20 protein-coding genes and 1 CRISPR repeat array are annotated in these 21,952 nt (G+C 75.7%); of the genes, 4 read left to right on the top strand and 16 right to left on the bottom strand.

Annotated features, from left to right (window positions below; all coding sequences use genetic code 11):
* Positions 1–8: 8 nt before the first annotated feature.
* The 4 genes from ACF1AK_RS10805 to ACF1AK_RS10790 all read right to left on the bottom strand — a co-directional run bounded on the left by ACF1AK_RS10805 (position 9) and on the right by ACF1AK_RS10790 (position 4,233).
* Positions 9–1,082: a BadF/BadG/BcrA/BcrD ATPase family protein gene (locus tag ACF1AK_RS10805; RefSeq protein WP_391498420.1), complete on the bottom strand. Its 1,074-nt coding sequence runs from the start codon at positions 1,080–1,082 to the stop codon at positions 9–11.
* 7 nt (positions 1,083–1,089) lie between these two features.
* Complete coding sequence (locus tag ACF1AK_RS10800) at positions 1,090–1,773, bottom strand: hypothetical protein (protein WP_391498419.1); 684 nt, start codon at positions 1,771–1,773, stop codon at positions 1,090–1,092.
* Between the two features lie 227 nt (positions 1,774–2,000).
* Positions 2,001–3,491, bottom strand: coding sequence for a SulP family inorganic anion transporter (locus tag ACF1AK_RS10795; RefSeq protein ID WP_391498418.1), 1,491 nt, complete (start codon positions 3,489–3,491; stop codon positions 2,001–2,003).
* A 139-nt stretch (positions 3,492–3,630) separates the two neighbouring features.
* Entirely contained in the window at positions 3,631–4,233 is a 603-nt protein-coding gene (locus ACF1AK_RS10790) for a carbonic anhydrase (RefSeq protein WP_391498417.1), read from the bottom strand.
* Between the two features lie 506 nt (positions 4,234–4,739).
* Between ACF1AK_RS10790 and ACF1AK_RS10785 the strand changes: the two genes are divergently transcribed.
* The gene (locus ACF1AK_RS10785; protein WP_391498416.1) at positions 4,740–5,234 is read left to right on the top strand and encodes a GNAT family N-acetyltransferase; all 495 of its coding nucleotides are present in this window, start codon (positions 4,740–4,742) and stop codon (positions 5,232–5,234) included.
* A gap of 17 nt (positions 5,235–5,251) precedes the next feature.
* On the opposite strand, the gene ACF1AK_RS10780 is transcribed toward ACF1AK_RS10785, so the two are convergent.
* From ACF1AK_RS10780 to ACF1AK_RS10760, 5 genes are all read right to left on the bottom strand, one after another.
* Positions 5,252–6,022: an aminoglycoside adenylyltransferase family protein gene (locus ACF1AK_RS10780; RefSeq protein WP_391498415.1), complete on the bottom strand. Its 771-nt coding sequence runs from the start codon at positions 6,020–6,022 to the stop codon at positions 5,252–5,254.
* Positions 6,019–6,390 carry a hypothetical protein gene (locus ACF1AK_RS10775; RefSeq protein WP_391498414.1) on the bottom strand — a complete coding sequence of 124 codons (372 nt, stop codon included), beginning with the start codon at positions 6,388–6,390 and terminating at the stop codon, positions 6,019–6,021. The genes ACF1AK_RS10780 and ACF1AK_RS10775 overlap by 4 nt, the downstream gene beginning before the upstream one ends.
* A gap of 790 nt (positions 6,391–7,180) precedes the next feature.
* On the bottom strand, positions 7,181–7,864 hold the full coding sequence (locus tag ACF1AK_RS10770) for a response regulator (protein WP_391498413.1): 684 nt from the start codon (positions 7,862–7,864) through the stop codon (positions 7,181–7,183).
* On the bottom strand, positions 7,861–9,057 hold the full coding sequence (locus tag ACF1AK_RS10765) for a sensor histidine kinase (RefSeq protein WP_391498412.1): 1,197 nt from the start codon (positions 9,055–9,057) through the stop codon (positions 7,861–7,863). The genes ACF1AK_RS10770 and ACF1AK_RS10765 overlap by 4 nt, the downstream gene beginning before the upstream one ends.
* Positions 9,058–9,298: 241 nt before the next feature.
* Positions 9,299–11,533 (bottom strand): MMPL family transporter, encoded by a 2,235-nt coding sequence (locus tag ACF1AK_RS10760; protein WP_391498411.1) that lies wholly within the window; start codon positions 11,531–11,533, stop codon positions 9,299–9,301.
* 454 nt (positions 11,534–11,987) lie between these two features.
* Here ACF1AK_RS10760 and ACF1AK_RS10755 point away from each other — a divergent pair, with 454 nt between their 5' ends.
* The 3 genes from ACF1AK_RS10755 (at position 11,988) to ACF1AK_RS10745 (ending at position 15,257) form a co-directional block, all read left to right on the top strand.
* A complete protein-coding gene (locus ACF1AK_RS10755) occupies positions 11,988–13,112 on the top strand; it encodes a DegT/DnrJ/EryC1/StrS family aminotransferase (protein WP_391498410.1) in 1,125 nt (374 codons plus the stop codon).
* A gap of 96 nt (positions 13,113–13,208) precedes the next feature.
* Positions 13,209–14,153, top strand: coding sequence for an NAD-dependent epimerase/dehydratase family protein (locus tag ACF1AK_RS10750; RefSeq protein WP_391498409.1), 945 nt, complete (start codon positions 13,209–13,211; stop codon positions 14,151–14,153).
* A gap of 15 nt (positions 14,154–14,168) precedes the next feature.
* Complete coding sequence (locus ACF1AK_RS10745; protein ID WP_391498408.1) at positions 14,169–15,257, top strand: hypothetical protein; 1,089 nt, start codon at positions 14,169–14,171, stop codon at positions 15,255–15,257.
* Between the two features lie 67 nt (positions 15,258–15,324).
* Positions 15,325–15,597: direct repeats of the CRISPR family, unit length 28 nt; unit sequence CTCGGCCCCGCACGCGCGGGGATGGTCC.
* A 119-nt stretch (positions 15,598–15,716) separates the two neighbouring features.
* Here the strand turns inward: ACF1AK_RS10745 and ACF1AK_RS10740 are convergent.
* The 7 genes from ACF1AK_RS10740 to ACF1AK_RS10710 form a co-directional block, all read right to left on the bottom strand.
* Positions 15,717–16,886, bottom strand: a complete 1,170-nt coding sequence (locus tag ACF1AK_RS10740) for a serine hydrolase domain-containing protein (RefSeq protein ID WP_391498407.1) — start codon at positions 16,884–16,886, stop codon at positions 15,717–15,719.
* Positions 16,887–16,953: 67 nt separating this feature from the next.
* A complete protein-coding gene (locus tag ACF1AK_RS10735) occupies positions 16,954–18,132 on the bottom strand; it encodes a serine hydrolase domain-containing protein (RefSeq protein ID WP_391498406.1) in 1,179 nt (392 codons plus the stop codon).
* Positions 18,133–18,555: 423 nt separating this feature from the next.
* A complete protein-coding gene (locus ACF1AK_RS10730; protein ID WP_391498405.1) occupies positions 18,556–19,317 on the bottom strand; it encodes a polysaccharide deacetylase family protein in 762 nt (253 codons plus the stop codon).
* Positions 19,314–20,111 (bottom strand): SDR family NAD(P)-dependent oxidoreductase, encoded by a 798-nt coding sequence (locus ACF1AK_RS10725; RefSeq protein ID WP_391498404.1) that lies wholly within the window; start codon positions 20,109–20,111, stop codon positions 19,314–19,316. The genes ACF1AK_RS10730 and ACF1AK_RS10725 overlap by 4 nt, the downstream gene beginning before the upstream one ends.
* On the bottom strand, positions 20,108–21,031 hold the full coding sequence (locus ACF1AK_RS10720) for a DMT family transporter (RefSeq protein ID WP_391498403.1): 924 nt from the start codon (positions 21,029–21,031) through the stop codon (positions 20,108–20,110). The genes ACF1AK_RS10725 and ACF1AK_RS10720 overlap by 4 nt, the downstream gene beginning before the upstream one ends.
* Positions 21,032–21,179: 148 nt before the next feature.
* Complete coding sequence (locus ACF1AK_RS10715) at positions 21,180–21,467, bottom strand: hypothetical protein (protein ID WP_391498401.1); 288 nt, start codon at positions 21,465–21,467, stop codon at positions 21,180–21,182.
* 74 nt (positions 21,468–21,541) lie between these two features.
* Positions 21,542–21,952 carry a hypothetical protein gene (locus ACF1AK_RS10710; protein ID WP_391498400.1) on the bottom strand — a complete coding sequence of 137 codons (411 nt, stop codon included), beginning with the start codon at positions 21,950–21,952 and terminating at the stop codon, positions 21,542–21,544.

The following is a 21,952-nucleotide window of genomic DNA, read 5'->3' as shown; positions in this document are numbered from 1 at the left end:
GCCCCACGCTAGGCGGGCTCCGGCGCCCCGCTCAAGCCGTTTTCCGGCGCCCCGCCGGGCGGGGTGGTGAGCAGGGTGAGGAGGGGCGGGTGGAGGGGCCAGGGGAGGTCGGGGGCGGTGGCGGCGAGGCGGAGGGCGCCGAGGAGGGGCGGGCCGTCGGGGGTGCGGAGGCGGGCGGCGGGGAGGGCGGCGGCCAGGGCGTCGAGGGTGGCGCGGTGCAGCGGGGCGAGGCGGAACGGGCCGCCGGTCAGGGCGAGGTCGGGGGCGGGGAGGGCGGCCGCTCGGGCGGCGGCGGCCGCGGTGGCGGCGATCTCCTCGCCCGCGCGGCGGAGCAGGCCGGCCGCGGCCGGGCAGCCCTGCTCGGCCGCCTCGGCGACGTCCGGGGAGAAGGCGGCGAGCAGGGCGGCCCGGTCGGGGCGCGGCTGGAGGGCCGCCGGGAGGCCGGTCACCGGGCCGTAGCGGCGTTCGGCGGCGGCCAGCAGCAGGGGCGAGCCGCCGGGGCGGCCGTCGTACGCCCGCAGGGCCGCCTCCAGGCCGGCGCGGCCGAGCCAGCCGCCGCTGCCGCAGTCGCCGAGCAGCTGGCCCCAGCCGTCGGCGCGCCGCCAGCCGGCGCCGGGGCGGTAGCCGATCGCGACCAGGCCCGTGCCGCCGGCCACGGTCACCCCGGCGCCGGTGCCCAGCGCGCCGACGTGGGCGGTGATCGCGTCCCCCGCGAGCACCAGGTGCCGGGCCCCGGTGGCGCGGGCCAGCGGGCCGGGCAGCCGGGCCGCGAGGTCCCGGCCGAGCAGGGCCGTCCCGGCGGCGCCGACCGCGACGGCCCCGATCCGCGCGCCGTCCGGCAGCGCGGCGGCGAGGCCCCGGAGGGCGGGGAGCAGCCGGTCGAGCAGGGCGCCGGCGTCCAGTCCGCCGGCCCGGGCCGACACCCGCGCGGGCACGGCGAGTCCGGCCGTCCGGGCCCGGGCGATGCCGTCCGGCCACCCGGCGGGCGCCAGGGCGAGCCGGATCCCGGAGCCGCCCACGTCGACCCCGGCGATCCAGCACTCCCCCGCCGTCCGGTGCACGTCGTCCCTCCGGGATGTCATGGGTCGGCTACCGCCGGGGCAGGGCGAAGCGCGTGGCGAGCAGCTCCGCCAGGCCGGCGGCGGGTGTCGTGCCGTCGACGGTGAGGGCGGCGGCAGCGTGGAGCGGGGCCTGGCGCCGGACCTCGTCGTCCCAGAGGTCGTCGCGGGCGAGGCGCTTGGCCAGGGCGGTCCGCGGGTCCTCCTCGCCCCAGGTGGCCCTGGCCCGGGCGGGGTCGGCGTACCGGGCGGTGAGGGCCGCCTTCCGGAAGGCCGGGGTGGGCAGCAGGAAGAGGGCCTGCCCGGGGCGGCGCAGCAGCGGCGCGAGGTCGCGCGGAAGGATGCCGAAGTAGTCGACCAGGACGGGACGGTCGGCGGGGAGGGCGAGCAGGTCCTCGACGAGGAACCCGGTCGTCTCGCCGTACAGGCCGGGCATGGCCCGGAACACCTGCTCCGCCGTCCGGTCGCGCCACGGGAGCCCGGGCGGGCGGCCCCGCAGGGCGGCGAGGTGCGGGTGCTGCGCGGGGCTGCACCGGTCGAGCCAGCGGTGCTCGGCGCGGTCGCCGTCGAGGACGGTGACGTCGTGGCGCTCGGCGAGCAGCCGGGTGAGGGTGCTCTTGCCGGCCGCCGTGCCGCCGGCGATCCAGCGCACATGGGCCAGCCGGTCGGCGAGGCGGGGGTGGGTGGGGCGGTGGTCCGCGCGTGGGGACGTCATGGCCCCATGGTCGGGGGTTCGGCCCGGAAATTGCAGTCTTGTTCGTGGTCGTCGGCGCGGTGAGGATGGAGGAGAGGGGCCGGGGTGCCGGGCGGGGCGGGGTGCTCGGGTCGGGCAGGCGGGTGTGACCGGCCCGACCGGGTCAGGTCGGGCCGGGTCGGGTCGGGCCGGATCGGGACGCGTCTGGCCGGATCGGATCGGGACGCGCCTGGTCGGACGGCGGCGGGTCAGGCGGCGGCGGTGGGAAGGCCGAGGAGTTCGGCGGAGCCGTTGCGGTTGTGGCGTTCCTGCCAGAGTTCGAGGGCGCTGCGGCAGGCGTGGTCGAGGTGGCGCACACCGGCGAGGTCGAGGCGCACCGGACGGTCGGCGGGCAGGCCCTCCAGGGATTCGAGGGTCTCCAGGAGCCGGGGCAGCCGCAGGAAGGTGGCGTTGCCGTGCAGCGTCACCCGGACGGCGCCGTCGGGGAGTTCGTCGACCGCGACCTGGAGGTGGGAGGTGTCCCAGGCGCTCTTGAGCACCGCGAGGAGCAGGCCGAGCAGTACTCCTTCGAGGAGGTTGGTCACCACGATGGCGATCGCCGTGGCGGCCAGGATCGCCGCCTCCCCGCGGTCGGCCCGCCAGAGCGGGCGCAGGGTGCGCAGCGGGACCAGCTTGGCCCCGGCGTGGACCAGGACGCCGGCCAGCGCGGCGAGCGGGATGGCGGAGAGGGCGGCGGGGAGCAGGGCCGCGAAGAGCAGCAGCCAGAGGCCGTGCAGGACCCGCGAGGCCTTGGTGCGGGCACCGGCCTGGACGTTGGCGGCGCTGCGGACGATGACGGCGGTCATCGGCAGGGCGCCGAGCAGACCGCAGACGGTGTTGCCGACACCCTGGGCGAGCAGTTCGCGGTCGTAGTCGGTGCGCGGGCCCTCGTGCAGGCGGTCGACGGCGGCCGCGCTGAACAGGCTCTCGGCGGAGGCGATCAGCGCGAAGGCGACGGCCGTGCCGAGGACGCCGATGCTGCCGAGCGCGGCGAGGTCGGAGGCGCCCGGCAGGTCGACGACGCCGGCGAGTCCGGCCACCTCGATCCGGGCGACGGGCAGGTCGAACAGCGCGGTGACGGCCGTCGCGCCGGCGACGGCCGCGAGCGGTGCGGGGACCACCCGGATCCGGGCGGGCAGGCGCGGCCAGAGCAGCAGTACCGCCACGGTCCCGGCCCCGACGGCGGCGGCGGCGAGCGCCTGCCCGTCCCCGGCCACGTCGACGGCCAGGCCCGGGAGCCCGGCGAGCTTGGCGGGTCCGCCGGCCGGGCCCTTGGCGTCGGCGAGCGCGTAGAGCTGACCGGCGATCAGCACCAGGCCGATCCCGGCGAGCATGCCCTGCACGACCGAGACGGAGATCGCCCGGAACAGCCGGCCGAGGCGGGCGGCTCCCATGGCGAGCTGGAGCAGGCCCGCGACGGCGGTGATGACGCCGAGGGCGGCGAGGCCGTGTTCCTGGACGGCGGCGAAGACCAGCACGGTCAGGCCGGCGGCGGGGCCGGAGACCTGGAGGCTGCTGCCGGGCATCAGCCCGGTCACCAGGCCGCCGACGATGCCGGTGACCAGGCCGAGTTCGGCCGGGACGCCGGAGGCGACGGCGACGCCCACGCAGAGCGGGAGGGCGACCAGGAAGACGACGAGGGAGGCGGGGAGGTCGGAGCGCAGAGTACTGCTCAGCCGAAGGGCGGGACGACGAGTCATCGGGTCCTCGGGAGAGTGTGGACGGTGCGGTGGACGGCGGGGCGGGGCTGAACGGCGGTGCGGTGGACGGCGGGGCGGGGCGGCAGAGCGACGCGGTGGGCAGTGGCGCGGCGGTGCGGCGGCGGGCCGTGGGACGGGGTCACAGCGGGAGGAAGAGGCCGGCGTCGGCCTGGTGGGCGAGCACGAGTCCGGTGTGGATCTCGTAGAACCAGCCGTGCAGCCTGATCCGCCCCTCGCTCAGCCGGCGGGCGACGGCGGGGTAGCCGCGCAGCCGGTCGAGCTGGGTGAGGACGTGGCGCTGCACCGGTCCGGCGACCGTCGGGTCGAAGACGTCGGCCTCGTCCGCGCGGAGCACCGCCCGGTCGGCGTGGCGCAGCCAGGCGCGGACGGCTGGCACCACGCTGAGGTCCTCACCGCGCACCACGGCGCCGACGGCCCCGCAGTGCGAGTGCCCGCAGACCACGAGGTCGCGGACGCCGAGCACCTCGACGGCGTACTCGATGGTGGCGGTTTCGCCCGAGGTGCCGTCGGCCCGGTAGGCGGGGACGATGTTGCCGGCGGTGCGCAGCTCGAAGAGGTCGCCGGGGTCCGCGCCGGTGATCAGGGCGGGCACCACGCGGGAGTCGGAGCAGGTGATGAACAGGGCCTGCGGGGTCTGGCCGGCGGCGAGGGCGGTGAGTTCCCGGCCGGTGTCGCCCGCGCGCTGCGGGAACGCCCGGGCCCGGTCGATGAGCGGTTCCATGGAGTGGATGCCTCCTTCGGTGACCCTCGCGGCGCCGGCCGGGAGGGGCGGTGGACGGGCAGGCACGTCGTCACCGGGTGGTCCCGGCGGGCGGTGCGGGCGGGTGCGGCCGCGGCGGGCGCATGGCTCCGCCGCACGGCCGCGTCGATGACTCTCGGTGTCCCCCCGGCGACCTGACGACGCGTCAAGGGGAAGTAAAACACGGGTATCGGGTCGGCAAAAGCGCGTCCAGGGCGCAGAATGTGCCGATCTGGTTAACATCCTGTTGCCTTGAGCGGCGCAGGGCCTTCCGCCTTGGCGTTTGCGCCTCCGGGGGAACCCTGCGGGCCGCCGAAGCGTTGATGCGCGGCGTTCCGCGCGCGCCCCGCCCGAGGTCGAACGCGCTCCCGGCGCACGCGTCCGGGCAGTTGCCGGAGCATGGTTGACGGTTCGTCAGCTTTCGGGGCCCCGGTCGGCGGCGCTGCCGCCGCGGGCGCTTCTTGCCCGGACCTCCCGTCCGGCGGAGGATGTCCGGGTGGATCATCAAGGCCCGGCGCACCCCCGGTGTCCGGGCCGTCGACCAGGGAGGCCCCGTGCTCATCGCCCGCGAGACCGTCTTCGACCGCGACGAGATGTTCGCGCTCTACGACTCCGTCGACTGGGACGGGTACACGAGCGACGTCGACCGGATGATGCGCGGCCTCGCCAACTCCCACCTGGTGATCACCGCCCGGGACGAGTCCGGTGAACTGCTCGGAATGGCGCGGACGATCTCGGACGACGCCGCCGTCTGCTACGTGCAGGACGTGCTGGTCCATCCCCGGCACCATCGGCGGGGTGTCGGGCGGGCGCTGGTGGAGCACCTCAAGGAGCGCTACGCGCACTGCCGGTTCTTCCTGCTCTCCACCGACCACGAGTCCACCGAGGAGGGCAGGCGCAACCACGCGTTCTACCGCTCGCTCGGGTTCCTGTCGTACGAGGAGAAGGAGATGTCGGCCTTCGGCCTGCCCCGCGTGCGGTGAACCGGGCCGGACCCGGTTCACCGCGGGTGGCGGCCCGGGCCGTCGATGCGGGCGAGCACCTCGGCCACGTGCGGACGCACCCGGGCCCTCAGGTCGCGGCTCCAGGTCTCGTCGTCGTAGTGGCTGGTGCGGTACAGGTCCCGGGCGTGCTCCAGGACGGGGCGGTGCTCCGGGGGGAGGTGGACGAGGGCCCGGTCCGCGGCGACGTCCTTGGGGAGGATCTCCCCCGTGTCGAGGGTGGTCCGGATGCGGGCGAGGGTCAGCAGGACGTTGCGGGTGTCGCCGTCCAGGTCCCCGAGGAGTTCGGGGATGCCCATGACGCTCGCCCGGACGAGGTCGGCGTGCGGGACCGGGTCGAGCAGCCGGCCGGGCGGCGGTCCGGTGAGGGAGCGGCCGCCGGCCAGGACCATGGTGAGCGCGAGGGCGAGATCCGGCATCGGGCCGGGCTGAGGCGGCCGGCCCGCCCGGAGTTCGTCGCGCAGCCACTCGCCGAACAGGAAGTCCCCGGTCGGCGGGAACCGCCAGGGGCGGACCTCGGAGTGCACGACGACGGTGAGTTCCACCGGCCGGACGGCGGCCGAGAGGCCGGAGATCTCCAGCAGGCCCTCGGTGAGGGCTCGGCGCTCCCGGTCGTCCATGGTGCGCCGGGTGACGGCCAGGACGTCCAGATCGCTGGCCGGCCTGAGGCCGCCGAGCACGGCGGAGCCGTGGAGGTAGGTGCCGAGGAGTCCCGGCGCGAGGACGTCGCGGAGGAGGCGGACGGTCCGGTGGAGTTGGCCGTCGGTCATCGGGGCCGGCTCCGGACTTCGCGCAGTTCGAAGTCGGGTCTGCCGGTGGCGTCGAGCCGGTGGACGGCCACCCGGCGGGCGCGGGCGGGGAGCACGACGATGCCGAGGGGTACTCCGGCGGCGGCCACGGTCTCCACGGGGTGGCGCCGGCCGGAGCGGTCGGTGACCACCCACCGCTCCAACGGCCCGCCCGCGAACGCCACGACCACGGGCTCGCCCTTCCCGCGCCCGATGAGGGCCGCGGGGGCGCCGCCGGGCCGGAAGCTCCCACCGGCCCGCGCCCGCCCGCCGCGCACGCCGATGGTGACGGCCACCTGGCCGTCGGGGAGGCGGGCGGCTGTCAGGGTCCAGGGCTGTTCGCCCGTCATCGCTGCACCGGGGTCGGGACTCGGTCGGCCATGCAGCCATCCTGCCCCGCCGCCGCGACCACCCGCAGGCGAATTTCCAGCCCCTCCGCCCCGCCGGGCCTTCGGCCGGCGGGGGATGGGGAACACGTGCGCACGTCGCTGCGCCGGTGGGCGGCGGCGCTGGGGGGGCATCCCGATGTGGGGGTCCCAAGGGGGGTTCTTGCATCCCCGCACGTGCGGGGCCGAGCACCGATCGCGATGCCCCACGGCCCGAACAGCGGGAGTATCCCCGCGCGTGCGGGGCCGAGATCGGTTGCGGGAGTCGGGGCGCAGCCCGCTGGGAGTATCCCCGCGCGTGCGGGGCCGAGCGCCGCAGCGCCTCCTGAACCGCCTTCGGGCTGGGAGTATCCCCGCGCCCGCGCGTGCGGGGCCGAGTACAGCTCCCCGATCATGTGCCGCCACACGGCCGGAGTATCCCCGCGCGTGCGGGGCCGAGCGAGGTGCTGGCCACCGCCGCCGCCCTGCTGGAGGAGCAATCCCCGCGCGTGCGGGGCCGAGCCGACCAGGGCCACGCTGTCGGTCTGGCGCAGGGGAGCATCCCCGCGCGTGCGGGGCCGAGGGCGACCTCGTGGAGATCACCGACGACACCGAGGGAGCATCCCCGCGCGTGCGGGGCCGAGCCGCCGTCCGGGCCCAGGAGCCGACCTCCCGCAGGAGCATCCCCGCGCGTGCGGGGCCGAGGCTTGTTGACCTGGGATGCTACCCGGCGAGGGGCGTCCGGCGCATCGGTTCCGGTGGGGCCGCTCCCCCGCTACTTCGTGGGGCGGGGGGCGGGGACGAGGCCGGTCTGGTAGGCGAGGGCGACCAGTTGGGCGCGGTCGCGGGCGTCGAGTTTGGCCATGGCGCGGTGGATGTGGGTGCGGATGGTGAAGGGGCTGACGAACATCCGGGCGGCGATCTCCTCGTTGCTGAGCCCGGTGGCGGCCATCGCCATCACCTCGCGTTCGCGGGCGGTGAGGGCGGCGAGGCGTTCGGGGGTCGCGGCGGGGGCCTGGTCGGGTGCGGGGTGGGCGAGGAGCTGCTCGATGACGGCGCGGGTGGCGGCGGCCGACAGCAGGGGGTCACCGGCGGCGACGCGGCGCAGGGCGGCGAGCAGTTCGGTCGGTTCGGCGTCCTTGCCGAGGAAGCCGCCGGCGCCGGCGCGCAGCGCCTGAGCGACGTACTCGTCGATCTCGAAGGTGGTGAGGATGAGCACCCGGGTGCCGGAGAGGTCGGGGTCCCCGCAGATGGCGGCGGTGGCGGAGAGGCCGTCGACGCCGGGCATCCGGATGTCCATGAGCACGACGTCCGGGCGGGTGGCCTTCGCCAGTTCGACGGCTTCGCGGCCGTCGGCGGCCTCGCCGACCACCTCCATGTCGTCCTCGGCGTCGATCAGGACGCGGAAGGCCCCGCGCAGCAGCGTCTGGTCGTCGGCGAGCAGTACTCGGATGGTCACGGGTGTTCCTCTCGGGCGGCGGTGCGCAGGGGCAGTTCGGCGGAGACCAGGAAGCCGCCGCCGGAGCGGCGGTCGGCGGTGAGGCACCCGCCGACGGCGGAGGCCCGCTCGCGCATGCCGATCAGGCCGAAGCCTCCGCCGGTGGGGGCGACGGCGGACCTGGCGGCGGCCACCGGGCGGTCGTTGGCGACGGTGAGCAGCACGCGGCTGCCGGAGTATGCGAGGGTGACGTCGGCGGCGGTGCCGGGGGCGTGCTTGGCGACGTTGGTCAGGGATTCCTGGAGGATCCGGTAGGCGGTGAGGTCGACGCCCGGGGAGAGCGGCTGCGGCTCGCCCTCGACGCTGAGGTGCACGGGCAGGCCGGCCCGTTCGAAGGCGCCGACGAGGTCGGGCAGCCGGTCCAGGCCGGGCGCCGGTTCGAGCGGGGCCTGCGGGTCGTCGGCGCGGCGCAGCAGGCCGACGGTGGCCTTGAGCTCGCGCAGCGCGGAGCCGGTGGCGTCGGTGAGGTGGCTGAGCATCTCGCGGGCCTGGGCGGGGTGGCGGTCGAGGAGGTGGACGGCGATGCCGGCCTGGGCGTTGGCGAGGGCGATGTGGTGGGCGACGACGTCGTGCAGGTCGCGGGCGATCCGGATGCGTTCGTCGGCGACGCGGCGGCGGGCCTCCTCCTCGCGGGTGCGCTCCGCCCGTTCGGCGCGTTCCTCGATGGCGGCGAGGTGGGCCCGGCGGCTGCGCACGGAGTCGCCGAGGGCGCCGGGCAGCAGGATCCAGGCGATGACGCCGACCTTGACGCTGAAGGAGGTGTGGGGCTCGTTGATGACCGTGGCGGCGGTCACCAGCACGGCCGCGACGGCGGTGGCGACGCGCGCGGTCCTGCGGTCGGTGCGCACCGCGAGGAAGTAGAGGGCGGCGAGCAGCGGGAAGACCAGGCCGGCGTTGAGCTGGGTGGCGACGAAGCAGAGGGCCAAGCCGCAGCCGAGGGTGACCGCGAAGGTGATGTCGGGCCGACGGCGGTGGGCCGGCAGCGCCAGGCTGGAGACGACGGCCAGGGCCAAGGCGGCCGGGTTGGGCTCGATGCGGTTGCCGAGGCGGTCGAGGGTGGTCGTTCCGGCGGTGATGACGACCGCGGCGAGCACGAGCAGCGCGTCGGCCAGGTGGGGGTGGCGGCGCGCGCGGTGCAGCCAGCTGTCGATCATGCTCGCTTCTCCTGGTCCGGGGGCGGCCTGGCGGCCTTCTCGGCCGGGCCCGGGCGATCCGGCTGAAGGGGTGGGGGCGTACTGCGCGTGGGGGGACGTACTGCACATGCAGTACGTACCATCCGCTTGAACCGTAATACGGATCCGGTTCGTACCGTATTGACCCGCTCGGTACGCCGAAGGACCCGGCGTGCCCCTGCCGCGGTCCCGTGGGGGCGGGACCGCGGCAGAGGCGGGTGGGTCAGACGCCGACCGAGTGGCGGGGCGTCTCGGCCTCGGGGCCGTCGGCCCCGGTGACCTGGGCCGGGACGGCGGTCTGGAGCTTGGCGCCCTCGACGTCGACGTCGGGGATGATCCGCTCCAGCTTGGCCGGCAGCCACCAGGCACGGCGGCCCAGCAGGACGAGCACGGCGGGAACGATCGCCATCCGGACCACGAAGGCGTCGAAGGCGACGGCGGCGGCCAGGCCGAGGCCCATCATCTTGATCATCGGCTCGCTCATGCCGATAAAGCCGGCGAAGACGCTGATCATGATGAGCGCGGCGGCGGTGACCACCCGGGCGTTGTACCGGAAGCCGGTGACCACGGCCTCGCCGGGCTCCTCGCCGTGCACGAAGGCCTCCCGGATGCGGGTGACCAGGAACACCTCGTAGTCCATGGCCAGGCCGAAGACCACACCGATCATGAAGATCGGCATCATGCTCATCACCGGGCCGGTCTGCTCGACGCCGATCAGCTCGGCGAGCCAGCCCCACTGGAAGACCGCGACGACGGCGCCGAGCGCGGCGACCACCGAGAGCAGGAAGCCGAGGGCGGCCTTGAGCGGCACGAGGATCGAGCGGAAGACCACCAGGAGCAGCAGCACCGCGAGGCCGACGACGACCGCGAGGTAGGGCAGCAGGGCGTCGTTGAGCTTCTGCGAGACGTCGATGTTCATCGCCGTCGCACCGCTGACCAGGACCGTCGCGCCGGTCTCGGACTTCAGGCCGGGGGCCTTGTCGCGGATGGCGTGGACCAGGTCGGTGGTCGCGGCGTCGCTCGGGCCGGTGGCCGGCATCGCGGTGACCATCGCGGTGTCCCCGGCCTGGTTGAAGACCGCGGGCGTGACGGCGACGACGCCGGGCAGGGCCTTCACGGTCTCGCCGACCTTGGCGGCCGCGGCCTTGGGGTCGGCCGCGCCCTTGGCGTCGACCAGCACCGTCAGCGGGCCGTTGAAGCCGGGACCGAAGCCCTCGGAGAGGTGGTCGTAGGCGCGGCGCTGGGTGGTGGAGGTGGGCTTGGCCTCGTCGCCGGGCAGGCCGAGCCGCAGGTCCAGGGCCGGCAGGGCGAGGACGCCGAGGCCGACCACGCCGAGGACCAGCACGGCGACCGGGCGGCGCAGCACGAAGCGGGCCCAGCGGGTGCCGCCGTTGGGGCGGTCGGCGCCGGTCGCGGCGTGCCCGCCCTTGGCGGCCTTGCGGTCCTTGCGGGACAGCGCCCTGCGGCCGAGGAAGCCGAGCAGCGCGGGGACGAGGGAGAGCGCGACCAGGACGGCGATCACGACGGTGCCGGCCGCGGCCATGCCCATCTTGGCGAGGATCGGGATGCCCACCACGGAGAGGCCGGCCAGCGCGATGATCACGGTGAGTCCGGCGAACACCACGGCCGAGCCGGCGGTGCCCACGGCACGCCCGGCGGCCTCCTTCGGCTCGTGGCCGTCGAGGAGCTCGGCGCGGTAGCGGGAGACGATGAAGAGCGCGTAGTCGATGCCGACGGCGAGGCCGAGCATCATCGCGAGGGTGCTGGTGGTGGTGGACAGGCCCAGGGTGCTGCCGAGCGCGGTGATCAGGCCGATGCCGAGGCCGACGCCGATCAGGGCGGTGAGCAGCGGGAGTCCGGCGGCCAGCAGCGAGCCGAAGGTGATCACCAGCACGACGGCGGATATCGCCATGCCGATCGCCTCGGCGGAGCCGCCCTGCTCGCCCATCTCCATCAGGGCGGTGCCGCCGATGTCCACGGTCAGACCGGCGTCACGGGCGTGCTGCGCGGAGTCCTTCAGGGTCTCGGTGGCGGTCTCGCTGACCTTGCCCGGCTTGACGCTGTAGTTGACCGTCGCGTACGCGGTGGTGCCGTCCTGGGAGACCGCGCCGGCCTTGAACGGGCTGGTCGCGCCGACCACCTGCTCGCCGTGGGCGAGCTCGGCGACCGCCTTCTCGACCGTCTGCTGGTTCTCGGCGGCGGTGATCTTCTGGCCGGACGGGGCGACGAAGACCAGCCGGGCCGACGCACCGTCGGACATCGCGCCGGGGAAGCGCTCGTCCATGAGGTCGAAGGCCTTCTGCGCCTCGGTGCCGGGCATCGCGAAGCCGTCGTCGGGGGCGGCCGGCGCCTTGGCGGCCAGCACCCCGACGGCGGCCAGCACGGCGACCCAGAGCAGGGTCACCAGCCGGCGCCTGAGGAAGGACCATCGGCCCAGGCGGTAGAGGAAAGTGGCCACGGGAGAGCGGACTCCTTCGGATGGCGGGGCGGGTTGGGGTGGCCGGGCGGCGCAGTCGGCCGCAGGGCCGGGTCGCCCGGAGCATGACCATCCTGCGGTGGCGGGGGTCTCCTCCGCGTCGGCTCTGTGCAGGCATTCCGGGGTAATGCGGACGCAGCAGCCCGGACCCGGACGGACTAGTCCTCGGGGCGGAGGCCCGCAGCCGGGCTCCGACCTGCGGCCGAGGGGCCGCCCCGGGGCGGCCGGTCCGGTCCCGGCGCGGCCGGAGCCCTCACCGGGTCACCCGGGCGGAGGTGCGGACGGGCCGCGGACCGGCGGGCGAAGTAGCGTGATGTGCCTGGCCCGGGCGATTCGTCCTGGTCCGTCCAGATGTGTCCCCGAGGGCTACGACGGCCCCAGGGGCCGCAGCCGTCCACCGTACGTCCACCGCACGTCCCTCAGCCGGAGGTGGCCCATGGGCGTTCCCGCCGCCCGCATCGTGTTCGACGAGAACGACCGCGCGGCCGTCGCGGAGGCGGTGAGCGAGATGCTCGCCACCGGTGCGCTCACCCTCGGTCCCTGGACCGAGCGGTTCGAGCAGTCCTTCGCCGCCGAGCACGGCGCCGAGCACGCGGTCGCCGTCGCCAGCGGCACCGCCGCGCTGGAGATCGTCCTGCGCGCCCTGGACGTCCGCGGCCGCGACGTCGTCGTCCCCGCCGTCACCTTCTACGCCACCGCCGGCGCCGTCCTGCACGCCGGCGCACGGCCGGTGATCGCCGACGTCGACCCGGCCACCCTCGCGCTCGGCCCCGACACCCTGGAGGCCGCGCTCACCCCGGACACCGCCGCCGTCGTCCTGGTCCACATCGGCGGGCTGATCACCCCCGAGGTGGACGCCCTGCGCGCGATCTGCGAGGCCCGCGGCATTCCGCTGGTCGAGGACGCCGCGCACGCGCACGGCAGCACCTATCAGGGGCGGCCGGCCGGCGGCTTCGGCGTGGCCGGCGCGTTCTCCTTCTACCCGACCAAGGTCACCACCAGCGGCGAGGGCGGCATGATCCTCACCGGCTCCGCCGCACTGCGCGACGAGGCCCGGATCCACCGCGACCAGGGCAAGGGCTCGTTCACCACCAACCACCACGTCCGCCTCGGCGCCTCCTGGCGGATGAGCGAGCCGAACGCCGCCATCGGCGCCGTCCACCTGCGCCGGCTCAAGGAGTTCGTGGAGACCAGACGCCGGGTCGCCCAGCGCTACGACGCCGCGCTCGGCGCCCTCGACGGGCTGGAGCCGGTCACCGAGCCGCCCGGCTGCCGCAGCAACTACTACAAGTACGTCGCCCTGCTGCCGCGCGGCGTGGACCGGGCCGCCTTCAAACGGGCGGTCGCCGAGGAGTACGACGTACGGCTCTCCGGCGAGGTCTACGACCTGCCGCTGCACCTGCAGCCGGTGCTCGCCCCCTACCGGCGCGGCGCCCTGCCGGTCGCCGAGGACGTCTGCGCCCGGCAGATCTGCCTGCCGGTCCACTCCGACATGACCGAGGACGAGACCGATCTGGTGATCGAGGCCGTGAGCGCCGTCCACCGCCGGACGGCGGGCTGACCCGGCTGACCCCCGTCGGGCGGCGGGCCGGCCCCCGTCGGGGCCGGCACACCGCCGGGGCGGACGCCGTCGGAAGAGCGAGAAAGGGAGAACACCGTGCGGATAGCGGTCACCGGGGGATGCGGATTCATCGGCTCACACGTCGTCGACCGGCTGCTGGCCGCCGGGCACGAGGTGCTCGCGGTGGACACCACCGACACGTACCTCAACCCCGGCGCCGACCACGCCCGGATCGACGTCCTCGACCTGCCCGCGCTCACCACCGCCCTGGACGGCTGCGAGGTGGTCTTCCACCTCGCCGCGCAGGCCGACGTCGAACGCGTCGCCGCCGATCCGGTCGGCGCCGTGCGGGCCAACATCGACGGCACCGAGACCGTGCTGGAGGCGGCCCGCCGCAACGACCTCAGCCGCACCGTCCTCGCCAGCACCGTGTGGGTGTACGGCGCCGCGCTCACCGAGGCCGCGCTCGACGGCGAGGAACAGGAGCTGGACGAACACGTCCCGATCGACCTGGAGCACAGCGGGCACCTGTACGTCGCCACCAAGCTCGCCGCCGAGATGCTGGTGCACAGCTACCGCCAGCTGTACGGCCGCCACTTCACCATCCTGCGGTACGGCATCCCCTACGGGCCGCGGATGCGCGACGAGCTGGTGGTCGCCCGCTTCGTGCAGGCCGCGCTCACCGGCCGGCCGATCACCATCGCGGGCGACGGGCGGCAGAGCCGCAACTTCGTCTACGTCGAGGACCTCGCCGACGCCCACGTGCGGGCCCTCTCCCCCGCCGCCGAGGACCAGACCTTCGCCCTGGAGGGCTCCACCGCCGTCTCCGTGCGGGACATCGCCGACACCGTCGACGGCCTGCTCGGTCCCGTCACCATCGAGCACATCGAGGCCCGGACCGCCGACTACGCCGGGCGCCGGATCTCCGCCGCCCAGGCGAAGCGGCTGCTGGGCTGGTCACCGCGGACCACCTTCGCGGAAGGCGTGCGGCGGTACGTGGACTGGTACCGGGCGGAGGCCGCACCGCGGCCGGGCGCCTGAGACGGGGGCCGGGCGGTGCCGCACGCGTTGCTGGTCTCCGGCTCGCTCGGCCAGGGCCACGACGTGATGGCCCGGGCCTGCGCGGACTCCCTGGAGGCCCGCGGCTGGACGACCGCCACGGTCGACGCGATGGCCCTGCTCGGGCAGCGCGCCGGCACCGCCGGGGAGGCGGTGTTCCGGCGGCTGCTCGGGCTGCCGGGCCTCTACGACGCGTTCCACTTCTCGGCGCTGCGCCCCGGCGCCCGGATCGCGCTGCTCGCGGACGCGGCGGCGCGGCGGCGGCTGACGCCGGCGCTGCGGGCGCTGCTCGGGGAGCAGCGGCCGGAGCTGGTGGTGTCGGTGTTCGCCACGGCCACGTCGGCCGTCAACCGGCTGCGGGGCGCGGGCGGCTTCCGCTTCCGGCACCTGGTGCTGTGCACGGACGTCACGCCGCACCGGCTGTGGGTGCAGGAGGAGAGCGACCTGTTCCTGGTCACCTCGGAGGTCGCCGCGTGCGGGGTGCGGCGGTACCGGCCCGACGCGCCGGTGGCCGTTCTGCCCGCACCGCTGCGGGCGCCGTTCTACCGGCCGCCCTCGCGCGCGCGGGCGCGGGCGCGGTGGGGCGTGCCGGCGGAGGCGCGGTGCGTGCTGCTGATGTCGGGTGCGTGGGGCCTCGGGCCGCTGGCCCGGACGGCGGCGGCGCTGGCCGACGCGGGTCCGCACGTGCTCGCGGTGGCGGGGAGCAACGGCGAGCTGGAACGCCGGCTGCGCCGCGCCGCCGAGGGCCGGCCGAGGCTGCACCCCTTCGGCTGGACCGACGAGGTACCGGCACTGATGGCCGCCGCCGACCTGGTGGTGACCAGCTCCGGCGACACCTGCAGCGAGGCCCGCGCCCTGGGCCGCAGGCTGCTGCTGCTCGACGTCGTCCAGGGCCACGGCCGCGACAACCTGCAGCACGAGCTGGAACTCGGCCACGCCGACGTTGTCTCCGCCCGCCCGCCCGAGGTCGTCCGCTCCGCCCTAGCAGCACTCACCCGCCCCGAGCCGCCGCCCTCCCCCGGTGCCACCCCTGACGGATGGCGCACGGGGTTCACGGCCGCCCTGGAACGGGTGGGCCTGGCCTGACGGGCCGGCCTGCGGGGGACCAATGCGCACGCCCGCCTGCGGCCGATAGCATCGCAGCTCAGCAAGCCTCGGCCCCGCACGCGCGGGGATGGTCCCCGGCCGTCACGGGTTGTCCCGCTCGTCCGGACCTCGGCCCCGCACGCGCGGGGATGGTCCCCCCGCGTGCGTGACGAAGACGGCGGCGGTGCGCCTCGGCCCCGCACGCGCGGGGATGGTCCGACCGGTTCCCTCCGGGCGACGGTGCACCTGGTCTCGGCCCCGCACGCGCGGGGATGGTCCCCAGTTCCCTCCGACCGCCACCGACCGCTACTACTCGGCCCCGCACTCGCGGGGATGGTCTGACGGTCGACCGCTCACACCGCGCCCGGGCCGATCGCCGGTTGGCGATCGGCCCGGGCGGGTCGGCGGGGCTCGGCGGCTGCGGAACCACCGCAACCCCCGCTGCCGGGCCGGGTGGTGTCAGCGGCAGAGGGCCGCGTCGACCGCGTCGGTCAGGCGGGTGGCGGTGGGCCCGTCCGGGACGGTGGTGAGGGTGATGTTCACGGCGCGCCCGTCCTCCGTGACGCCTCCCCTGGTCCGGTAGCCCGGGGAGGTGCCGCCGTGGCCCCAGGCGAGGCCGCCGCAGGTCAGCGGCCTGCTCTGGATGCCGAGGCCGTAGCGGACCCCGGGGCCCAGGAACTCGGCCGACACGGTGGTGCGCATCTCGGCGAGCTGGGCGGCGGGCAGCAGGCGGCCCGTCAGGAGCGCGCCGTAGAAGGTGTTCAGGTCGGTGTTGGTGGACACCACCGCCCCCGCGGCCCAGGCCATCGAGGCGTCCATGTCGGTGAAGTCGACCAGCGGCGCGTCCGGGGCGGCGCGGTGGTAGCCGTGCGGGTGGGGCTCGCGAAGGGCGGTCTCCCCGGCCGCCGGGACGTAGGTGTGGCGCAGGCCGATCCGGTCGATGACGCGCCTGGTGACCTCCTCTCCGAAGGGGCGGCCGGTGACCTTCTGGACCAGCAGGCCGGCCACCAGGTAGTTGGTGTTGCTGTACTCCCAGCCGGTCCCGGCGGGGAACCGTGCCTTCTGGGCCAGTGCGCCGTCGAGGAGTTCGCGCGGCTCGAAGTAGCGGTACTGGATGGTGGTGAAGTCGGCCAGCGCGGGTGCTTCCATGTAGTCGGGCAGGCCGCTGGTGTGCTGGAGCAGCTGACGGACCGTGATGGTCCGGCCGTCGATGCCGTCACCGCGCAGCAGGCCCGGCAGGTAGGCGTCGACGGCCGTGTCGAGGCCGATCCTGCCCTCGGCGACCAGTTGCAGGACGACGACGGCGACGAAGGCCTTGGTGTTGCTGCCGGCCCGGATCTGCCCGTCGACCGGGACGCGGGCCCCGGTGGCCAGGTCGCCGACACCGGCGGTGTAGGTGCGGCTGCGGCCGTCGCGGCCCTTGACGGTGGCGAGGGCGGCGGGCATCCCGTCCTCCTTCACCAGCGCGTCGAGGCGCTGCTGCACGGCGTCCGGGCGCGGTGCGGCGAAGGCCGGGGAGGAAGCCGGGGCGAGAGCGGTCAGGGCGAGCCCGGCCGTGGCCGTGGCCGTCAGGGCGTGCCGCACGAGGCGGATGCGGTGCGCCCTGCGCTGCGGGGCGTGTTCGTTCATCGGGACTCCACTGGGAGACGGGGATGGAGGCGCGGGACGGGGCGGCCGGGTGGCCGACGCCCGGGGATCAGCGGCAGAGCGCCTCGTCCACCGCCTGGTCCACGTGCTTCGTGGTGTCGGCGTCCGGGATCGTGGTGACGGTGATGTTCACGGCGCGGCCGTCCTCGGTGGTGCCGCCGGCGGTCTCGTAGCCCGGGATCGCCCCGCCGTGGCCCCAGGCGACGCCGCCGCAGGAGAGCGGGCGGCTCACCAGGCCGAGTCCGTAGCCGACTCCGGCGCCGAGCTCCTCGGCGGGAACGGTGGTGCGCATCTGGGCGAGCTGGGCCGCGGGCAGCAGTCGGCCGCCGAGCAGCGCGCCGTAGAACCGGGTGACGTCCGTGTTGGTCGAGACGGCCGCCCCGGCCGCCCAGCCCCAGGACGGGTCCAGCTCCGTGTAGTCGCGCAACGACCCGTCCGCCGTGCGCTGGTAGCCCTTGGGGTGGGCCTCGTGGATCGTCGTGTCCCCGGGTGCGGGGAAGTAGGTGTGGCGCAGGCCTATCCGGTCGATGACGCGCTTGGTGATCTCCTCGCCGACCGGGCGGCCGGTGATCTTCTGGATGATCAGGCCCGCCAGCAGGTAGTTGGTGTTGTTGTACTCCCACTTGGTGCCGGGCGCGAAGTGGGCCTTCTGGGCCAGTGCGGCATCGAGGAGTTCGCGCGGCTCGTAGTAGCGCCCGGGGGCGTTGAGCACGCCCGCGGTGTCCACGTACTCGGGCAGGCCGCTGGTGTGCTGGAGCAGCTGACGGACCGTGATGGCCCGGCCGTCGATGCCCTCGCCTCGCACCAGGCCGGGCAGGTAGGTGTCCACGCTCGTGTCCAGGCCGACCTTGCCCTCGGCGACCAGCTGGAGGATCACGACGGCGGTGAACGCCTTGGTGTTGCTGCCGATCCGCACCTGCCCGTCCACCGGCACCTTGGCCCTGCTGGCCGCGTCGCCGACGCCGGCGGTGTAGGTGCGGGCGCGGCCGTCGCGGCCCTTGACGGTGGCGAGGGCGGCGGGCACCCCGTCCTTCTGTACCAGCGCGTCGAGGCGCTGCTGCACGGCATCCGGCCGCGGGGCGGCGGAGGCGGCGGAAGGTGCCAGGACGCCGGCCACCACGGCGGCGGCCGCCACCGCGGTCACGGCCGCCACGGCCTTGCGCCGGCCACGGCGGAGGCGGTGCGGAAGGTGGTGCTGCGGTGCGTGATGCGGTGCGTGCTCGTTCACGGGAAAGCCCTTCTGAGTAGGGCGCCGGAGCTCTTCTCGGCGCCCCCCAAGAGGACCATCCGACGGACCGTCAATCCGTCCGCGCAGGGGACGAAACCGCACCCGGGAACGTGCTCCGGGTCGGGACCGACCCCGGGACCGTACTCCCGGGGCCCACGGACGGGGCGCACCCGGGAAACCGCCCGCGCACGGCTCGGGGGCCGGCCCCGGTTCTCTGGGCCGCGGATGTGGGTGGTCGGCGGCCGGGGGTGCGGGCGCCCGGATGGAACCAACCGATGCGCCAAGCCACCTCCGCCGGATAACATCGCAGCTCAGCAAGCCTCGGCCCCGCACGCGCGGGGATGGTCCCAGCCTCGACGCCACGCACATGGCCTCGCTCGGCTCGGCCCCGCACGCGCGGGGATGGTCCTGCGGCCCGCGGTGTCATCTTCGGCTCGGACGCCTCGGCCCCGCTTGGGCGGGGTTGCCGGTGGTAGGGATGGCGTGGTCGCGGAGGGGGCCGAGGGTGAGGCCGTGGTGGTGGCAGTGGGCGGCTATCAGGGGGAGGGCGGCGAGGGTGGCGTGCCAGGAGTCCGGGGCCGAGGTGCAGTCGGAGTCGTGGAGGAGGAGGGTGGCGCCGCCGGTCAGGCCGGGGCGGGCGGTGGCGTAGACGGTGGGGCCGGTGGCGCCGGGCTCCCAGTCGCGGCCCCAGGTGGTCCACAGGACGGGGCGCAGGTCGAGGTGGCGGGCGGCCAGGGCGAGGCCGGTGGTGAGGACGCCGTACGGGGGGCGGTACCAGAGGGGGCGCGACCCGGTGAGGGCGGTGACGGCTTCGGTGGTGCGGCGCAGTTCGCGGAGGTCGCGGGCGGGGGCCGGGCGGTACGGGCGGCGGTGGTGCCAGCCGTGGACGGCGACCTCGTGGCCGCGAACGACCAGCTCGCGGCCGAGGTCCGGGGCGCGTTCGAGCATGTCGCCGAGCAGGAAGAAGGTCGCGTGGATGCCGAGGGCGTCCAGGGCGTCCAGGATCGGCGGGGTGCCGCGCGGGTCGGGGCCGTCGTCGAAGGTGAGGGCGAGGTGGCCCCGGGCGCCGTGGCCGGCGGTGCGGCGGGCGAGGTGGCGGCGGACGGGGGGCAGGCGGACGGCGGCCGGGGCGAGGTGCAGCAGCTCCACGGCGGCAGCGGCGCCGAGGAGCGCACCGGCTCTCACCCGAAGCGGGACGCCATCCGGCGGAACAGGCCGGGGGCGGCGCCGTGGAGGCGGGCCGGACCGTCGAGCCAGCGCGGCACGAAGACCCGGTCGCGGGAGGTGGTGAGCGCCTCGTGGACGAGGGCGGCGACGGCCTCCGGGGGGACGGGCCGGGGGCGTTCGCGCTGGTAGCCGGTGCCGCGGGTGGCGAAGAAGGGGGTCTCGACGGCGCCCGGCAGGATCAGCCGCACCCCGACGCCGGTGCCGCGCAGCTCGTACCAGAGGCTCTCGGCGAACATCGTGAGCCCGGCCTTGGTGGCCGCGTAGGCGGCCTCGTCGCGGACGCCGACCTGGCCGGCCATCGAGCCGAGCAGGACGATCCGGCCCCGGTCGCGTTCCAGCATGCCGGGCAGGAGCAGGCGGGTGAGCCGCAGCGGGGCGGCGAGGTTGACCTCCAGCATCCGGTCCAGGGTGTCGGTGGGGGTCTGCGCGAAGGGGCCGCGCCAGCCGATGCCGGCGCTGGCGATGAGCGCGTCGACCCGTCCGGCGGCGGCGAGGGCGGCCTCGGCGAGGCGCTGGGCGCCGTCGGGCTTGGCGAGGTCGGCGGGCAGCGGGCGGCCGCCGGTGCGGGCGGCGACCGCGTCGAGCCGGGGCTGGTCGGTGCCGGAGAGCAGCAGCCGCCAGCCGGCGGCGGCGAGGCGGTCGGCGGTGGCCGCGCCGATGCCGGAGGAGGCGCCGGTCAGCAGGGCGACCGGCGGGCCGCCGGGGCGCTGCCGGGACCGGCGGGAGGGCGGATGGTCGTCGTCCGTGGTCATGGCACCTGCCGCTCTGTGCGCATCTCGCCGTCCGATTTGTCCGGCAAATCACCTTCGCACGGCGGCGTCGTCCGGGCGACCGGGGTGGGGCCCAGCTCCGCCTCGACCTCGCCGAAGCGGGAGAGCACGAAGGTGCCGCCGACCGCCACCGCGAAGCCGGTCAGCGCGCACCAGGCGTAGCCGGGGCGGGCGGCGTCGCCGAGCACCGCGACCCCGACCAGGGCCGGGCCGAAGGTCTCCGAGACGGTGCCGGCGGCGGTCGCGGCCGTCACCGTGCCGCGCTGCAGGGCGAGCGCGTAGGCGAGGTAACCGCCGAGGCCGCCGAGGGCGAGCCCGTAGGCCGCCGGATCGGTGAACACGTCGAGCGGGCCGGAGAAGTCGAAGACCCGGACGGCGAGGCTGGTGACGCCGAAGCCGACGCCCGCCAGCAGGCCGAGGCCGACGGCCGACGCGGTGTCGTGGCGGCGGGCGAGGAGCAGGGTGAGCAGCAGCATCAGCACGGTCGTGGCCAGCAGCGCCCAGTGGAACGCGGGCGGCGCGTGGTCGTGGCCGGCCTCGCCGGAGCCGACCGCCAGCAGGGTGAGCCCGACCACCACGGCGGCGATGCCGAGCAGGTCGGCGCGGTGCAGCCGGGCGCCGAGCAGGCGGGCGGCGGCGAGCGCGGTGACGGCCAGGCTGGCGTTGGTGACGGCCTGGACCAGGAAGAGCGGCAGGGTGCGCAGGGCGACGATGCTCAGTGCGAAGCCGGCGATGTCCAGGCCGGTGCCGAGCAGGAAGCGCCAGGAGCGGAGCAGTCCGGCCAGCAGGCCGACCCGCACCCGGTCGGCGCGCGGGGCCTCGCGCGCGCCGCCCGCCTGGAACACCGAGCCGAAGCCGAAGCAGACGGTGGCGACCAGGGCGGTGGTGAGTCCGAGCAGCATGGCCCTCCCGGCGTCGGGGGCGCCCCCGGGGAACGGGGGTCACCCCCAGTGTCCGCCGGGCGTGCGCGGGCCGCAGCGGAAGACCGGGCGGCCCCGCGCCGCAGCGGAAGACCGGGCGGCCCCGCGCCGCCCGAGCGGGGAGCCGGTGCTACTCCCAGGGCCCCGAGCAGCTGTAGCCGGTGGTCGACTTCTCCGGTCCGAACTTGATGTGGACGCTGGTGATGTGTCCGTGGCAGATGCCGCCGTCGGGGGCCACCTCCAGCAGCTGGGCATCGACGAGGAGGCGGTTGACGTCCCGCCCCTGGGCCTCGGTGATGCGCTTGAGGAACGCGTGCGGCCCCTTGCGGAACTCGGCCCACTCCTCCTCGGTGAACTCGACGTCCCAGAATTCGAGCTGGTGCTCCTCCTCCTGGTACTTCGGCGTGAACGTGGCCATGGCCGATCACCTCGCACTCGGGAACGCCCCCGTACCTCCAGGCTTCCGCTGGTGCACGCGCCCGGCAACTGCGGTCACGCCCCGTCACCGCCGCAGCGGCGCCCTCCCCTCGGCGCGGCGCCCGAGGCCGGTCCCGACACGGCGGCGAAGACCCCGGCCGCCACCGGGAACGCGATCGCCAGGGCGAGCGCACCGCCGAGGCCCCCGTCCCACCCGAACCACAGGTCCGTGACCGACAGGAGGGCGATGCCCGTCACGGCGAGCGTCAGCAGCCCGGCCAGCACTCCGCGCAGGCGGTGCGGCGGACGCCTGCCGACGTGGTCGGCCAGGGGCGTCACGGCGGCCATCACCGGCAAGCCCGTCCAGGCGACTCCGGCCGTCCAGTCACCCGGCAGCAGTGACGCCGCCAGGTAGAGGAGTCCGGCCAGCACCGCTCCGGCCAGCTCGGCCAGGACCGTCGCCGCCACCAAGCCCCGGACGTGCAT

It is taken from the genome of Kitasatospora sp. NPDC015120, from assembly GCF_043080305.1.
Classification (GTDB): domain Bacteria; phylum Actinomycetota; class Actinomycetes; order Streptomycetales; family Streptomycetaceae; genus Kitasatospora.
Note: the sequence above shows the minus strand (reverse complement) of the source record. Positions and strands in the feature narration are given on the sequence as shown.

What these genes read in the sequence shown, in the direction of transcription:
- ACF1AK_RS10800 (WP_391498419.1), bottom strand. Translation starts at nt 1,773, where the DNA reads ATGACGTCCCCACGCGCGGACCACCGCCCCACCCACCCCCGCCTCGCC.
- ACF1AK_RS10720 (WP_391498403.1), bottom strand. Translation starts at nt 21,031, where the DNA reads ATGCTGCTCGGACTCACCACCGCCCTGGTCGCCACCGTCTGCTTCGGC.
- ACF1AK_RS10765 (WP_391498412.1), bottom strand. Translation starts at nt 9,057, where the DNA reads ATGATCGACAGCTGGCTGCACCGCGCGCGCCGCCACCCCCACCTGGCC.
- ACF1AK_RS10795 (WP_391498418.1), bottom strand. Translation starts at nt 3,491, where the DNA reads ATGACTCGTCGTCCCGCCCTTCGGCTGAGCAGTACTCTGCGCTCCGAC.
- ACF1AK_RS10715 (WP_391498401.1), bottom strand. Translation starts at nt 21,467, where the DNA reads ATGGCCACGTTCACGCCGAAGTACCAGGAGGAGGAGCACCAGCTCGAA.
- ACF1AK_RS10740 (WP_391498407.1), bottom strand. Translation starts at nt 16,886, where the DNA reads ATGAACGAACACGCCCCGCAGCGCAGGGCGCACCGCATCCGCCTCGTG.
- ACF1AK_RS10775 (WP_391498414.1), bottom strand. Translation starts at nt 6,390, where the DNA reads ATGACGGGCGAACAGCCCTGGACCCTGACAGCCGCCCGCCTCCCCGAC.
- ACF1AK_RS10805 (WP_391498420.1), bottom strand. Translation starts at nt 1,082, where the DNA reads ATGACATCCCGGAGGGACGACGTGCACCGGACGGCGGGGGAGTGCTGG.
- ACF1AK_RS10755 (WP_391498410.1), top strand. Translation starts at nt 11,988, where the DNA reads ATGGGCGTTCCCGCCGCCCGCATCGTGTTCGACGAGAACGACCGCGCG.
- ACF1AK_RS10790 (WP_391498417.1), bottom strand. Translation starts at nt 4,233, where the DNA reads ATGGAACCGCTCATCGACCGGGCCCGGGCGTTCCCGCAGCGCGCGGGC.
- ACF1AK_RS10785 (WP_391498416.1), top strand. Translation starts at nt 4,740, where the DNA reads ATGTCCGGGTGGATCATCAAGGCCCGGCGCACCCCCGGTGTCCGGGCC.
- ACF1AK_RS10710 (WP_391498400.1), bottom strand. Translation starts at nt 21,952, where the DNA reads ATGCACGTCCGGGGCTTGGTGGCGGCGACGGTCCTGGCCGAGCTGGCC.
- ACF1AK_RS10725 (WP_391498404.1), bottom strand. Translation starts at nt 20,111, where the DNA reads ATGACCACGGACGACGACCATCCGCCCTCCCGCCGGTCCCGGCAGCGC.
- ACF1AK_RS10780 (WP_391498415.1), bottom strand. Translation starts at nt 6,022, where the DNA reads ATGACCGACGGCCAACTCCACCGGACCGTCCGCCTCCTCCGCGACGTC.